This window comes from Flavobacterium sp. Root420, from assembly GCF_001427905.1.
Classification (GTDB): domain Bacteria; phylum Bacteroidota; class Bacteroidia; order Flavobacteriales; family Flavobacteriaceae; genus Flavobacterium.
Map to the genome: position 1 here is coordinate 1 of NZ_LMEF01000011.1, position 15653 is coordinate 15653.

Here is a 15653-nt window from a genome sequence, read left to right on the forward strand (position 1 = left end):
AAAGTACCATTTCCATTATCCGTTGTACTGGTGATTCCGTTTCCAGATACCCCTTGGATTCCTTGTGAACCTGTTGCACCATCAACTCCGTTTGTTCCGTTTGTTCCCGCAACACCCTGTGGTCCTGTCAAGTTAGAAGTTACGAAAGTAGTTCCGTCTGTATAAGTGATCGTAAAAGTACCGTTTCCGTTATCCGTTGTACTGGCGATGCCTTTTCCATCTGCTCCGTTAGTTCCATTAGTTCCAGCAACACCATTTGTTCCATTTGTTCCGGCAATACCCTGTGGTCCCGTAAAGTTTGAGGTTACGAAAGTAGTTCCATCTGTATAAGTAATTGTAAAAGTACCGTTTCCGTTATCCGCTGTACTGGCGATGCCTTTTCCGTCTGCTCCGTTAGTTCCATTAGTTCCCGCTACTCCTTGTGCCCCGGTTGCTCCTGTGAAATTTGAAGATGATATGGTTTTAAGAACCCCTGTAGCATCAGCGACAACCAGATTATCTGTAACGGCACCCGTATAAGCCGGGGAGTTAATATTTCTAATTTTGAGCCCTCCATTACCGGCACTTGCATCTCCTCCCAGATCTAAAAGCTCAGTTGGTTTTGCCGCAACCTCTAAACCATTAACTCCTATAGCAGTATGAGCATTTTTAAGAATGGTAACTGCATTGTTACGGGAAAAGATTGTTGTACCCGCAGAACTTCCATTACCTAACTGAAACAAGGCATCGGTTTGTATAGGATTAAAGCCATCACCTATCGTAATTGCATTGGCCATACCAAGCGATATTTCACCTGTAGAACTTGCTGTTGTTCCCTGTCCTAAAGCAACTGAACCAGAGCCGGAAGCTAGTGTAATCTGTCCCATTGAAACTGCGCCACTACCACTAGCCGTGGTATTATTACCTAATGCAATTGCAGATTGTCCGCTTGCTACAGATTGATTACCTCCGGCAATAGATCCATAATTACCACTAGCTAAAGTTTGATACCCCATAGCTGTTGCTTGGTCGCCAGAAGCTGTTACTTCTGTTCCAAATGCAGAAGAGGTAGTTCCGGTTGCATCATTGTAAGCACCGAATGCTACAGAGTTTGAGCCAATGATCCCCGTATTTGGTAAACCTCCACGTACTGCACCACGAACATCTAATAATGCAATAGGATTTTCTGCAGAAAAATTACCTATTCCTACATTTCCGTTTTGATAAATATTTTGGTTGTTCAGTGTTGCTGGCGTAGTTGTGCTCTCTACATACCAGTGGTTTGTGCCAGCAATACCCTGTGGTCCCGTAAAGTTTGAGGTTACGAAAGTAGTTCCATCTGTATAAGTAATCGTAAAAGTACCGTTTCCGTTATCCGCTGTACTGGCGATGCCTTTTCCGTCTGCTCCGTTGGTTCCATTAGTTCCCGCAGCACCTTGTGCACCAGTGAAGTAGTGAAAGTAGTTCCGTCAGTATAAGTGATCGTAAAAGTACCGTTTCCGTTATCCGTTGTACTAGCGATGCCTTTTCCATCTGTTCCGTTAGTTCCATTAGTTCCATCAATTCCGTTTGTTCCATTAGTTCCCGCAACACCTTGCGGTCCTGTCAAGTTAGAAGTTACGAAAGTAGTTCCGTCTGTATAAGTAATCGTAAAAGTACCGTTCCCGTCATCCGTTGTACTGGCGATACCTTTTCCGTCTGCTCCGTTGGCTCCACTAGCTCCATTAGTTCCGGCAATACCTTGTGGTCCTGTCAAGTTAGAAGTTACGAAAGTTGTTCCGTCAGTATAAGTAATCGTAAAAGTACCGTTTCCGTTATCCGTTGTACTGGTAATTCCTTTTCCGTTGGTTCCATTTGTTCCAGCAATACCTTGTGGTCCCGTAAAGTTTGAGGTTACGAAAGTAGTTCCGTCAGTATAAGTGATCGTAAAAGTACCATTTCCATTATCCGTTGTACTGTCAATGCCTTTTCCGTCTGCTCCGTTAGTTCCATTAGTTCCGTTTGTTCCATTAGTTCCCGCAATACCCTGTGGTCCGGTTAAGTTTGAAGTTACGAAAGCAGTTCCGTCTGTATAAGTAATTGTAAAAGTACCGTTTCCGTTATCCGTTGTACTGGCGATACCTTTTCCGTCTGCCCCGTTAGTTCCATTAGTTCCCGCAACACCATTTGTTCCATTTGTTCCGGCAATACCCTGTGGTCCTGTCAAGTTAGAGGTTACGAAAGTAGTTCCGTCTGTATAAGTAATTGTAAAAGTACCGTTTCCGTTATCCGTTGTACTGGCTATACCTTTTCCGTCTGTTCCGTTTGTTCCATTAGTTCCCGCAACACCCTGTGGTCCGGTTAAGTTTGAAGTTACGAAAGTAGTTCCGTCAGTATAAGTGATTGTAAAAGTACCGTTTCCGTTATCCGCTGTACTGGCGATACCTTTTCCATCTGCTCCGTTAGTTCCATTAGTTCCGTTGGTTCCGTTGGTTCCATTTATTCCAGCAATACCCTGTGGTCCTGTCAAGTTAGAAGTTACGAAGGTAGTTCCGTCTGTATAAGTAATTGTAAAAGTACCGTTTCCGTTATCTGTTGTACTGGTGATTCCGTTTCCTGCTACACCTTGGATTCCTTGTGGACCTGTTGCTCCATCAACTCCGTTGGTTCCATTGGTTCCTGCAACACCCTGTGCACCAATTGGTCCTGTTAAGTTTGAAGTAGTGAAAGAACTGCCATCCGTATAAGCAATAGTGAAAGTTCCGTTTCCGTTATCTGTTGTACTGGTAATTCCATTTCCAGTGGCTCCATTGGTTCCAGCAATACCCTGTGGTCCGGTTAAGTTTGAAGTTACAAAAGTAGTTCCGTCAGTATAAGTAATCGTAAAAGTACCGTTTCCATTATCCGTTGTACTGGTAATTCCTTTTCCGTTGGTTCCATTTGTTCCATTAGTTCCGGCAATACCCTGTGGTCCTGTCAAGTTTGAGGTTACGAAAGTAGTTCCGTCAGTATAAGTAATCGTAAAAGTACCGTTTCCGTTATCCGTTGTACTGGTAATTCCTTTTCCGTTGGTTCCATTTGTTCCAGCAATACCCTGTGGTCCCGTAAAGTTAGAGGTTACGAAAGTAGTTCCGTCTGTATAAGTAATTGTAAAAGTACCGTTTCCATTATCCGTTGTACTGGCGATGCCTTTTCCATCTGCTCCGTTAGTTCCATTAGTTCCGTTTGTTCCCGCGATACCCTGTGGTCCAGTCAATCCAATTGATCCTTGGGCACCTATTGGCAGACTTATAGTTACCGGAGTACCATTCTCATTTGTATAAGTAATTGTACCATTACCATTATCTACCAATGTAGTAATTGTTTCCGTACCTGCAGTACCCATGCGGTACCATTTATCGACATACCAATAATAGTAACCTGGTGTAATATCTGCAATGGTCTGTGTATTAAATACCAACAAACTATTTACATTACCATTAGTAATAGTTGTTGCATCTACTGTACTTGTTAACGAAACTCTGGGAATCAAAATTCCCTTATTTACAGAAACAACATCTAGTTGAGATGACCCATTTGGTAATATGGTTCCGATACCGACTTGGCCGTAACTACAAAAGGAAACTCCTATAAAAAGAAGCAATAAGTAATAATTTTTCATAATGATAGTATTTTAAGAAAAGATGTTTTTAATAAGAATAAATGAGTCATTACAAGAATTACTCTCTTTTTTTCCAAAATCAGGAAAGTTCATTAAGGGGTTTATACTTTTTTTAAACTTTTTAAAAAAAACTTTTTAAAAAAATTAATAGGTTATATCTGATACCAAGGTAGTATCAGCATAAAAAACAATTTGTAGAATGTTTTTCAAAACTTTGTAGAATTATTTCTACAAAAAAAACAAGTGTAATTAAGACACTTTTTTTGTTCAAAAAGGCAGTATCACTTAGAGATAATCACCTTACAATCAGCAACATATAGAATTATAGTAACAAAGTTCATCTTGAATAATAAATAATAATTCGCTAGGAAAGTGCCAATAAATTGACAAAAAAGTACTTTAAAATGACAAAATAATGATGAAATCAGAACTTTTTTTTACTATAAATTATTTAAAAAAGGTCTGCATCCATGAATTTTTAATTTTTTTATAAAATTTACTCCAGGAATTTGGACAAATGTGGAAGTAGAGTTTTATAAATAATTGTCATTTTTTTTATGGGAAAATTTAATTCCATCTGAAAAGTGGCAAAAATTGTTGCATTAAAAAATTTACAAGAAAATACTGAAGTTTATCAGAATGTTTGCAGAGAATGTATATTGCGCAATTTCATTGAAGTACTCTTCAATAAAATTGCGTAAGTCTTAAAAAATAAATAGCAGCATACAGGAAACACAAAAGTCAAACAAGAATTACAAAAATAAGATTCGGGAAAGGCAAATAGGACTATTTTATTTTATAAACCGGAAATACAAGAATTTAGTTATGATTCTTCTGTATCCTCCAAATACAATTGAAAAATTTCAATTAAGTCAGCCAGATTATAAATTTTCAATTTTTCAAAGACTCGATTTTTAAACGTGCTTACAGTAGTTTTTTTTATTTGTAATAGTTCCGATATTTCTAAGTTACCAAAACCTTTTATTAATAATCTCGCAACTTCAAATTCCCTATTAGATAATTCCTCTAATGGGTTTATTGGTTTTTTGGAGATATAAAAATCTGAAATCCTATCTTTAATATTTTGAGTTATATATTTTCCCGACAAAATCATACTTGTAAATGCCTGTTTCATTTCATCTTCGGAACAACCTTTGCTTAAGTATCCCGAAGCTCCGGCATCTAAATATCTCATGGCATAAATATTTTCATCATATGCTGAAAACACTAAAATTTTAATGCATGGCTGAATACTCTTGACCTCCCTAATAATATTTAAACAATTACCATCTCGAAAATTTATATCTAAAACCAGTAAATCAATTTTAGTTTCTCTTACTACTTTAAAAATATCTTTAAAAGTTTCTGAATGAGTAATGTTAGGGTTAAAAAATAATTCGTTAACTAATAGTGAGACCCCTTTTCTTACTATGCTATGATGATCAGCAATTAAAAAATTATGTCTGTTTGATGATATCATATTTTTCTTTTTTACAATAAATTTTTAAAATTATTTACGAAACGTCTTTTTTACTGTTAAACAACAGCATATTCACAGTATTTACGCACAATTATAATTTTAACTGATATTTTTTTATTTATTTTATAATTAATTTATACTTAAAACAATGGGTGTTTTCTGTCAGAAATCAATAAGAGGCGCACCACTGATGCAAATGCCATTTTAGTATTATTTATAGTTTTTAAATATTGTCTTATCTAATTATTTACAATTAGTTAGCCCACTCTTTTATTTAAAACATTCAATAATTTCTGTTTTATTAATCATTATAAAATCATAATTGAATTTTGTTTTTATAATTGGTGCTATAAGATTTTGTAATAATAAATATAGATTTTACGAATGATCATCCCGCTTGTATACAAAACAAAAATATATACTTTTACCCTAAAAAAATAAGCCATTACCTAAAGGTAACTACCTATTTTTAGTTACACCCCCCTATATTTATATAATGATAATTAAAGAAGATAAAAACAAAAACACTAGAGTAGAACAAATTTTACAATGCAAAACAGAATTAATTCCAATTGTAGATGCTATTTATATCATAAATGGAAAGTGGAAAATTCCGATAACAATAGCCCTTATGGAAGGCAATAAAAGGTTCGGTGAAATCATAAAAGAGATTCCTAAAATTACCTCTAAAGTACTTGCACATGAATTAAAAGTAATGGAGCTAAATGGATTTATTGAAAAAAAGGTTTATAATGAAGTACCTTTAAGAACTGAATATGAACTTACTGAGTATAGTTGGTCTGTGAAACCCGTGATATTAACCTTAAGAGATTTTGGTATTTTGCACCGTGAAAAACTACGGGAAGAAAGAAACGGAGAAGAGTAAACAAACAAAATATACAAAAAAACAAAACCTCCTTATAGGCAAAAAGACTGTGTTTCACAAATCGCATAAGTTAAAAAATGATGGGGCTTACAGTCAGCCATCATTTTTTTATTACATAGTACTTATATAAAAAAGACTTATTAATAGATGAATTTTTATAGCAAAACAAATTAAGACTAAAAGAGTGCCTACTGAAAAGCTTTTCATTTTTCATATAACTGATTTAATTTTGCTAACTGATTAATTTTGCAAAATAGTCACTATGAGAATTGTGGTTCCTCAAAAAAGGATAAAATCGGACTATCAAAAAATTAATATTTTATGAAATGAAACCTATCAGTAAACATAAGCCCAATTATTGGTAGAGGCTTTCTTTTTTGGTTAACAGCATTCACGATCCCAAAGATCAAAGCAATCGATATTGCGAAACCCAGTATTGCAACCAGAGCTGAAATTAAAGGGTTAATTGAAATTATTGGAATAAAAAAGGTACTTACTATTACTCCTAAAACACCCAAACCAAATGATTGCTTTAAATGGTATTGCGCAAATGTAGACCTTCCTCCGTTATAATATACAAGAAATGATATCAACCACCCTACAATAGTGAGATAACTAACAATTGAAATAGTTCTTCTGTTCATTTTATTTTTATTTTTTAACTTGATATTTATTTATTTTGAATAATAACAAATCTGATTTGTCTCTTAATCTCAAATTATACCTTCAGAACATTTTCCCTGATAAGTCGGATTTCCTCCTAGTGAAGCATTTGCCCGTCTGCTGAATACTTTTTAAACAGTCATTTCAAATGATGAAATACATATCATTTTAATCGACTGCTTTGATCTGTCTTCAATTGAAGCAGCAGGGGCTTTCTTTATAAAGTATTCAATTCCTTTGTCACGGGAAAATCTGTCTTTAAACATTTTACTCACGCCAATAATTTTTCCGTTGAAAGCTTTTAAATTAAAGTAAGTTTCATTATTTAAGGAGGTTTTTCTAAAAAACTTTATGCTATCCTGTGAATTAAGTTTTACAGATTCGATTCCTTTTATACACATTAATTTTCTTGTATATCCTCCACTGCTTAGAATAATTTTGCCCTTTTTGTCTATAAAATCAAACTGAAATTCTCCATTTACCTTCTTATTAATTACAAATTTTTCCATTTTTAAATTTATTTTTTAAGTAATTGATATTAAACTTAGATTCTAAATAATAGAAGATCTAATCATTAAAACTGATTTTAAATGTTGTTCCCTTTCCAACCTCACGCTCAACAGTAACTGTTCCGTTGATAGACTCAATCTGGATTTGTGTAATATACAGACCCATTACCATAGCCTTTTTATGTGTATGAAATGTTTTTATGCATTCCAAATAACAAATGTCCTCTTTTCATGATCTTCGAATATATTTTTTTAATCAAAATCGCGCTTATATTGCACAAATCTAAAAGCACGATAAAAGCTTATCTATTTGCAATAAAAAAGACCATTCTTAAAAACAGAAAATCAGAATTTAATAATGTATAAAGCACATTAAAATAAGCCGTTTACAATTTTTAATACTTAATCAATCCAGGACAATACAAAAATACCCCCAATAAAATCAATAGCTTGTAGAATGACAGGTGATCTGTTGTAGAATTATTCCGATAACAGAATAAGCAGCAATCAAATATTATTACAAAAAAAGGGATATATAAATCCCTTTTTTTTTGCAAAATCCGATAAAAGTATCTAACCCATTATTTGGTTATATAGCAATTTAAAAGAGAGCTATTTCTCATAATACAGCTGGAAAATTTTAATTAAACTGGCAATATTGTCAATTTCTAACTTTTCAAAAATTCTGTTTTTATAAGTGCTTACTGTAGTTTTTTTAATGTTTAACAATTCTAATATCTCAAGGTTGCCATATCCTTTAATTAACAGTTGAGCTACTTCTATTTCCCTATTGGATAACAGATCTAATGGGTTAACCGGCTTTTTTGAAATATAAAAATCTAAAATTCTATCTTTAATATTTTGGGTAATATATCTTCCTGATGAAATTATAGTATTGATCGCATATTTTATTTCATCTTCAGAGATCTCTTTATTCAGGTATCCCGATGCCCCGGCATTCAAATACCTCATGGCGTAAATATTCTCATCATAAACTGAAAACATTAATATTTTAATATCTGGCTGAATTGTATTGATTTCTGATAATATACTAATGCTGTTTCCTTCCGGAAAATTTACATCTAAAATTAATAAATCAACTTTGACCTCTTTCAGTATATTAAAAATTTCCTTAAAATTTCCAGCCTTATGAATCGCAGCATTTAAAAAAAGCTCTTTGATAATTAAAGAGACTCCCTGCCTAACAACAGAATGGTCGTCTGCAATTAAAAAACTATAACTATTTGATAATGTCATTTATATTTAAGTAAATTAAATTATTTGTAAATCTGTTTGTGGTTAACTTTTTATCTCTTAGAATTGCACAATACATGTACTACTTTCCGCATTTTTATATTCTAAACTAACGTCAGGATCAGGTTAAATACAACCTTTGTCCCATTCCCCTGCTCACTTTGAATGTTAATTTCGCCGCCAAACAATTCAACAATTTCTTTGCATAAATTCAACCCTAAACCAACACCCAGATCATTGACTTTTCCTGAAACAATACCTTGATAATACAACTCAAATATGTTTTTTAAATCATTTTCTGAAATTCCAATTCCATTATCCTGAATTGTTACTTTTAAGTTTAGTTTCTTGTCCTTAGCAATTTCAAAATCAATAGCAATTGAAATGAGTCCGTGGTTTGTAAATTTATTGGCGTTTCCAATTATATTATAAAAGAGTTGATGAATTTTTGTAGCATCAGAATAAACTTCATAATCTGAAACCAAATTAGTAGTCACTTCTATTTCATTCCCTTTACTCTTCACTAATGAAATCATGGAGGAAATAATCTGATTTATTTCGTTTTTTAAATAAAAGTTTTTGTTCTTTAATTTAAGTGACTGATTTTCATCTTTAGAATATTCTAAAATTTGATTTGCCAAAAGAAGTAACGAATTTGTTGTAAATTGAATCGAATCAAAAGTGTCCTTTATTTCGCTGTCTTTTATTGAGGAGCTGATTATTTTACTGTAAATAGAAATTATACTTAAAGGCGATCTGATTTCATGGCTTATCATACCCATAATCCTGTTTTTAAAATTTAAGCTTTGTAGTATCTGACTCTGAGCTGTAGTCAATTTTTTTTCATATTCAAAAGTCATTCTCGTAAAACTTAAAAGTATAATAGATATAATAAGCATCAATACTATTAACATTACAATGGTATAATTCTTTACTTTCTTGTGAGCCTCATATTGGTTTTCTAATTGTCTTTGAGTATCTTTTTGAAGAACATCTAGGGACTTATTATAATTAAGTATAATTTCAGGCAGTAAAGTTTGCAATCTATTATTAAGATCGATCAATTTTGAATCTTGCTCATTTAAACTTGTAAAAGAGTTTTTTAAATTTTTAAATTCATTTTCATAATGCTTATTAGTAACTGCTAACAAATTGACTATCTGATCTTCGATACTTCCTGAAATTATCTTATTAGCATACTTCATTGTAACAGTTATGTTTAACTGCTCCTTCTGTACATTGATTGTTCCTGCTAACGCATCTCCTATTCTTGAAAACAGTCCTTTTCGCGATACACTGTCAATTTTTATGCAGGACTCTATTGTAATACTATTCAAAATATTTTCATACTCAAATTTGTTGAGTTTAAAAACTTTTGGAGCACTATTTTTATTAAGATTAAGTTGTGTGTTAATAATAGAATCAATATCAGATTTTAAGGTTAAAATATTAGATTCTAATTGATGTTTTTTTATCAAAATCTTCATAAATTCTTTATCCTTAATACTAACTAAATTCAAACTATCAATAAAATACCTTATTTTCTTCAAAGAAACAATATGCTTTTCCAGAGAAGTTTGATTTTTGTTACTTGTATAAGTATTAAAACTCCTTTGAGAATCAATAGAAGTACTTTTTATTTTACCCGTAAAATATGCTATTTTATTTAAGGAATTTAAAGAATCTAAAGTCTTTGATATTTTGGATTCATTTGTTGTTTCATTATACCAGATGATAACCACAATTATTTGTAAAAAAATAACACTTGCCAATAAAGTGTAATGAATTGTTTTTCTATGCCTGAATTTTAGCTTTAATAAACGAAATGTATTATTCGTTAAAAATTTTCTAATCAAAATTTATATTTTAAAATGATACAAAAAAATAATGAATTAAGCAATAAAAACTCAAATAATTATTTAATTAAGTATTATCATTATAGCAGAATTTAACGTTTTAAAATAAAATCAATTTTTAAATTAAAACATCAAATACTAACGTAATGACAACAAATATTCAACGAGATTTGGGGATCTTTTAAATGAATAATTGTCTTAAACAATTCACATATTATAATTCATTTTTGAAAGATTTCAATTTTAAACAAGCTGCAAAAATAGTCCATTTATACTATGAATCATGTAGATTATTATAAATTAAAACGTAGAACTAGTTCTACAAATGCAAATTTATTTTCTATAAGAATTTTCTAAAAAAAATTAAATTACTCCTATTTAAAATCTTATAAAAAACTACTAAAGGATTGGGAATACCTAATTATTCAAAATTTTTCAACAATTAGCCGAAATTGCAATATTGTAAAAATTAATATTTCTTTCAAATAAAACCTTTAACAAGCAGATTAATAGTTAATTGCATTTCTATTTTATTCACTCTATAAGATAATTAATATTCAAAATTCAGCTTACTTTTTACTGCTCATTTTTTTCATCAAACATTGGCTTCTAATTTTGCATAAAATTTAAAACCTGATAATAATGAAAAAAATCATGATTGCCCTCCTTTTTGCTTCAGCATTAACAAGCGTAAATGCCCAAGTAAAAAAGGAAAAGAACACAAAAACTGAGTATAACAAATGGTCTATTGAATTAGCTGGTGGTGTCAACAAACCTCAACGCCCTATGACCTCTGGTTACTTTACGTCATTACCAAGTCCGTACGTTGTAGATTTTGGAGGCAGATATATGTTTAACAACAAATTTGGTTTGAAAGCAGATTTTGGCTACAACAGTTTTACCGGAAAAAATAGTTCAAAAGATTTTGACACAAAATATTACAGAGCAAATATTCAGGCTGTTGCTAACTTAGGGCGCATCATGAATTTTGAAACCTGGACAAATACTATTGGTATTTTAGGTCATACTGGTTTTGGATTGGCGCAGTTAGAAGACGAAAATTCTTCTGTAAAAGACAGAATGGGTAACTTTATGGCGGGTATAACCGGGCAGATTAAATTAACAAACCGAATTGTTTTGACAGGTGATTTTACAACAATCCTGAATGCAAAACAAGATGATAATTTTGATGCTGCAAGTGTTAATAATGGTGCAGGCTTCTCTGGAATTCTTTTTAACGGAACAGTTGGTTTGACAGTTTATTTAGGCAAAAACGAAAAACATGCTGACTGGGTTATTGATAATGGAAACGAAATCGATGATTTGAAAAAAAGAATTGAGGATATCGAAACGTCAATGTTAGATACAGACAAAGATGGTGTTGCCGATTATTTAGATGAAGAGCCAAATACTATTTCAGGCGTTATAGTTAATACCAAAGGAAAATCAATTGATGTAAATAACAACAACATACCTGATGAATTAGAAAGTTATTTATCTAAAACGTATGGAAAAAATTCCGATAAGTCTCCTATTGTAAACGATAACGATTTGGTTAAAAATCTAGTCAATAATAATTACGTATGTACATATTTTGATTTCGGTAAATCTAATCCAACAAACGTTTCTACTGAAGGTATCGATTTCATTTTAACTTATTTGAGAAACAATCCTGCAGCTTCAGTTGATATTATTGGTCACGCCGATGAAATAGGAAAATCTGCTTACAATGATAAATTATCTAACTCAAGAGCTAACAATGTCAAAAATATCCTGATAAAAGCAAACATTGCCCCTTCAAGATTAAATATTATTGCTGCCGGAGAAGACACCTCAGTAGACAAGGATTCAGAAGGCGCCAGAAAATTAGTCAGAAGAGTGACATTTAAAATTAAATAATACGCTTTCAAAACAGGAACACTGCTATAGTACATTAATATTCTTACTATTAAATTCGAATCAGCCATAAAAATGGTTTGATAATTGCCTGAGGGGGCATTAAGAAAGCTTCAGAGAAATCTGAAGCTTTTATTTTTTGGAGAGTTCTAACCTAAAAATATAAGAGCATAAATCGTAATTATTTTTAAGTCTTTCCAAAACCACTTAGTTAAATATTTTTATTAAAAAAACATTTACAGATCAACAAAAAACGATCCTACAATTGAAATGCAGTATAAAAGGTTTATTTGTCTTTCGGTTTAGTGATATTTTTGTATAGATTGGTATTCGATGTCTTACTTGCACTGGAGTGGATACCTTTTTTGCTAAAAAAATTTAAGGCAGTTTTAAAGATATTTTACCAGTCTAAATTTTGTGGCAGAATCGTGGCACAAGGTTTTTTTTAAAACAAAAAATCAGTAAAATAAGGCTCCAAGAAGTTTAGGTTCGAAACTGTATTACAAGTGCGACTATTTTCTAATATCTTTAAAATGGAAAATTGTATGTCTGTATTATTTAAAATTATCCAAAATTATATCTCATTTTAGGAACTATTCTATGATCATATTCGACTCTATACAATTTTAAATATTCGGAAGGCGGTACACCAACATGTTTTATAAAGGCCCTGTGGCAGGTAGCCCTGCATTTAAATCCGCAAGCCACTGTCATTTTTTCGACTGTAAAATCTTTCCATTCAAAATCGTTTAATTTTTCTTTGAAATACTCAATTCTCATAAAATTTATATAATTCTTAAAATTATGATTAGTTTCTGAATTAATTAGGTATGAAAGAGTGTGCAGTTGAAGTCCTGTTTCTACTGCAAGATCCGGCAGAGAAAAATTACATTTTAGAAAGAGCTTTTTAGAAGCTAAAGTACTTTCTACATTAACCAAATAAACTTGTTTTTCCTCTGGTGTTAGTTTTTTAAAATTCATATTTTTTTCATTTCTAATAATATAAATTTAGTAAAACAAAATGATCCAAGAAAGGATGACAGTATACTATTCATCCATTTGAAAATCAGAAAGATACTATTTATCACACAAAAGCTAACGCAGTAGCAATAAAATTAAACTCTGTCATAATAAGGCTCGAATTGCAGAGCGTCCAAACTTAATATTAAAGTTATTCGATTGGTCTATAATTATAAGCGATTAATGAAAGCTTATATAAACTTTCAATTATTTCTTCCCCTTCTAAATCTGAAACATCTGCAAATCCTTCGCATTTTCTTAATTCATCTAAGGTTAATTTACAATTGTTCTCACTAATTTCAACTTTAGGGTAAACTGATTTTTGCAATTTTGACTTGTCATTTTTCTCATTAGATTTCATCTCTTAATCTATTAAATTTTTATATAAACACCCATTTTTTACTACAACGGTCAAAAATGACAACTATACAGCTCGCAAAAAAAACTGATTTACAAAGGTTTACTAACAAAACTACAACTATTATTCATACACAAGCTATCTAAACTTTAATTTTAAAACGTTTTTCAATACTTGCTATTAGAAAAATAGTAACATTGTCCGTGACTAATGATAGAATTACAACTTGAACTAGACTGATAAATCGGCGTTAAAGTTTCAATATTACAAAACTGCACAATTTTTTTATGGCAAAATCGTGTCACACGGCAAGCCGAAAAACTTAAATCACAATATTTCAACAACTTAAAATATAAGGTTCGAATGTGCAGCTGATCATTTCCTAAGTGCATATATAGGTGCACCTTTTTTCGAGAGATTTGTCAACGCTCGTTACTACTAAAACTAACTATCGCGATGAGTTTTCATCTTTTGAAAATGATTATTTTCATCTGGAATAAACATAAGATATCAAAAAAGTAATCCCATTTTACAAGTTAAGTAGTGATAAAATTTATATTTAGAAATTGAGAACTTACTCAAGAACCAAATTATTAAAAAAACTGAAGTTTATTAATTCTTAATAGATTCTTTTTCTAGATTGAAAATCCCGGAACTAAATTTTTGTTCACCAGGCAAGACGTCATTGTCATAGTACACTACGCATTTTATTTTGTAATTACCATCTTTTAAGATTTTTTCATATAACTTTTTGGGAATAATTCCATCTAGGTATATGTATGATACTGCTTGAGGCATTATTCCGTCATCTACGCCATTAAGATCAAAATCATAGGATGTAGAAACCCCTTTGGAATTAATTAAAATTAGTTCTCCCCTACTTTTAATTGGAACATATTTACTATTAGATTTGGGAATTACTTTGAGTGTTACTGTTACATTTTTTGCTTCAGGTTCTGGTGCATAATCTACAGCTGAAACTTCATCTATTTTTAGAGTAATTAGATCAGAACTTGGTTTTTCATATCGAGAGCCATTATTTTCAATGCTATCGATATTTTCTTTATTCTCACGTGTAAGCTTTATAAATTCAGAAACTCCAGCATATAAGGCAAATATTAATAATAGAATTGCAATTACTTTATTATTTTTAATTTTTTCCACAACCTTATCATAAAAAGATTGTGAATCTTCAACTATTTTTCCTGCGAGTTTGTTTTTATCATAAAGCTCAATTTCTTTTGAAACATTATCACTAAATTTTTCAGTAACACGCTCTAGTATCTCAAGATACTTGTCAAGAAAATTTAAATCAATTAGATTTAGTTTTTCTTCGATACAATAGAAGTTTTTATTTTCAATTTCTCGATTTTCCATTTTACCTGTGAGAAAACCATAATAGCTACTAGTATATTTTTCAAGGTGCGCATATTGATTCCTTTCAGGCTGGTTAAAATACTCTTTTTCCTTAATATCCACTTTTTCGAGAAATTCATTATATTTATTTTCATTCCACTGCTTAGAAATTTGTACAAAATAATCCTTATCCACTGATAATAGATTAAAATGAGCAATTTCGGATTTAAGTTGTTCGAAAAAAATATTTACAGTTTTATCGTTTGAAGTATGAATAGTTTGATTTATCTCTTCATTCATATTCTCAAAAAGCCTTTGAATGTGGTCTAACTTAAACTGTAAGTTATCTTTTTCCCAACCACCTTTTTCATCTTCAGGGCGTCTTAAGTAATCAGTAAATTCATAAATGGTTCCGGCTTCACGGAAGTCTATGAGATCATTAATCGCCAAGTTTTTTCGAGGGAAGGTTAAAGTCATCGTTGAAAGTTATAGTTATAAGAAAACAAGAAAAGTAAATTTATAAATAAATCATTAATAAAGCTATTAGCAACTTCTTGAATTTGCTCGTATGTCTACTTTCCAGATGAGATTTGGTATTTCCAACAACAACAACAACAACAACAACAACAACAACAACAACAACAACAACAACAACAACAACAACAACAACAACAAGAAGAAGAAGAAGAAGAAGAAGAAGAAGAAGAAGAAGAAGAAGAAGAAGAAGAATAGAAAGAATACAAACAAATTGATTGT

13 protein-coding genes are annotated in these 15653 nt (G+C 31.3%); 3 read left to right on the forward strand and 10 right to left on the reverse strand.

The genetic code is table 11. From position 1 onward, the window contains the following. The 3 genes from ASC72_RS07480 to ASC72_RS07490 form a co-directional block, all read right to left on the reverse strand. Nucleotides 1-995: beta strand repeat-containing protein (locus ASC72_RS07480; protein WP_371258445.1), on the reverse strand; the 995-nt coding region annotated here is incomplete at its 3' end. A gap of 305 nt (nucleotides 996-1300) precedes the next feature. Then, entirely contained in the window at nucleotides 1301-3619 is a 2319-nt protein-coding gene (locus ASC72_RS07485; protein WP_056189159.1) for a hypothetical protein, read from the reverse strand. Nucleotides 3620-4442: 823 nt separating this feature from the next. After that, the gene (locus ASC72_RS07490) at nucleotides 4443-5099 is read right to left on the reverse strand and encodes a response regulator transcription factor (protein WP_056189161.1); all 657 of its coding nucleotides are present in this window, start codon (nucleotides 5097-5099) and stop codon (nucleotides 4443-4445) included. Nucleotides 5100-5595: 496 nt separating this feature from the next. Between ASC72_RS07490 and ASC72_RS07495 the strand changes: the two genes are divergently transcribed. After that, complete coding sequence (locus ASC72_RS07495) at nucleotides 5596-5985, forward strand: helix-turn-helix domain-containing protein (RefSeq protein WP_082564266.1); 390 nt, start codon at nucleotides 5596-5598, stop codon at nucleotides 5983-5985. A 311-nt stretch (nucleotides 5986-6296) separates the two neighbouring features. Here the strand turns inward: ASC72_RS07495 and ASC72_RS07500 are convergent, their stop codons facing one another. The 4 genes from ASC72_RS07500 to ASC72_RS07515 all read right to left on the reverse strand — a co-directional run bounded on the left by ASC72_RS07500 (nucleotide 6297) and on the right by ASC72_RS07515 (nucleotide 10267). Then, a complete protein-coding gene (locus tag ASC72_RS07500) occupies nucleotides 6297-6629 on the reverse strand; it encodes a hypothetical protein (protein ID WP_056189163.1) in 333 nt (110 codons plus the stop codon). 150 nt (nucleotides 6630-6779) lie between these two features. Further along, nucleotides 6780-7157, reverse strand: a complete 378-nt coding sequence (locus tag ASC72_RS07505) for a YegP family protein (protein WP_056189169.1) — start codon at nucleotides 7155-7157, stop codon at nucleotides 6780-6782. A 612-nt stretch (nucleotides 7158-7769) separates the two neighbouring features. Next, nucleotides 7770-8414, reverse strand: a complete 645-nt coding sequence (locus ASC72_RS07510; RefSeq protein ID WP_056189172.1) for a response regulator transcription factor — start codon at nucleotides 8412-8414, stop codon at nucleotides 7770-7772. A 101-nt stretch (nucleotides 8415-8515) separates the two neighbouring features. Then, the gene (locus tag ASC72_RS07515; protein WP_056189175.1) at nucleotides 8516-10267 is read right to left on the reverse strand and encodes a sensor histidine kinase KdpD; all 1752 of its coding nucleotides are present in this window, start codon (nucleotides 10265-10267) and stop codon (nucleotides 8516-8518) included. 642 nt (nucleotides 10268-10909) lie between these two features. On the opposite strand from ASC72_RS07515, the gene ASC72_RS07520 reads away from it, so the two are divergent. Further along, nucleotides 10910-12166, forward strand: a complete 1257-nt coding sequence (locus tag ASC72_RS07520; RefSeq protein WP_056189178.1) for an OmpA family protein — start codon at nucleotides 10910-10912, stop codon at nucleotides 12164-12166. A 561-nt stretch (nucleotides 12167-12727) separates the two neighbouring features. Here the strand turns inward: ASC72_RS07520 and ASC72_RS07525 are convergent. The 3 genes from ASC72_RS07525 to ASC72_RS07535 form a co-directional block, all read right to left on the reverse strand. Then, nucleotides 12728-13144: an AraC family transcriptional regulator gene (locus ASC72_RS07525; protein ID WP_056189181.1), complete on the reverse strand. Its 417-nt coding sequence runs from the start codon at nucleotides 13142-13144 to the stop codon at nucleotides 12728-12730. Nucleotides 13145-13334: 190 nt separating this feature from the next. Then, nucleotides 13335-13544 (reverse strand): hypothetical protein, encoded by a 210-nt coding sequence (locus ASC72_RS07530; RefSeq protein ID WP_056189185.1) that lies wholly within the window; start codon nucleotides 13542-13544, stop codon nucleotides 13335-13337. 609 nt (nucleotides 13545-14153) lie between these two features. After that, nucleotides 14154-15374 (reverse strand): hypothetical protein, encoded by a 1221-nt coding sequence (locus tag ASC72_RS07535; RefSeq protein WP_056189189.1) that lies wholly within the window; start codon nucleotides 15372-15374, stop codon nucleotides 14154-14156. Between the two features lie 113 nt (nucleotides 15375-15487). Here ASC72_RS07535 and ASC72_RS23600 point away from each other — a divergent pair, with 113 nt between their 5' ends. Continuing rightward, entirely contained in the window at nucleotides 15488-15649 is a 162-nt protein-coding gene (locus ASC72_RS23600; RefSeq protein ID WP_157849272.1) for a hypothetical protein, read from the forward strand. Nucleotides 15650-15653: the final 4 nt, after the last annotated feature.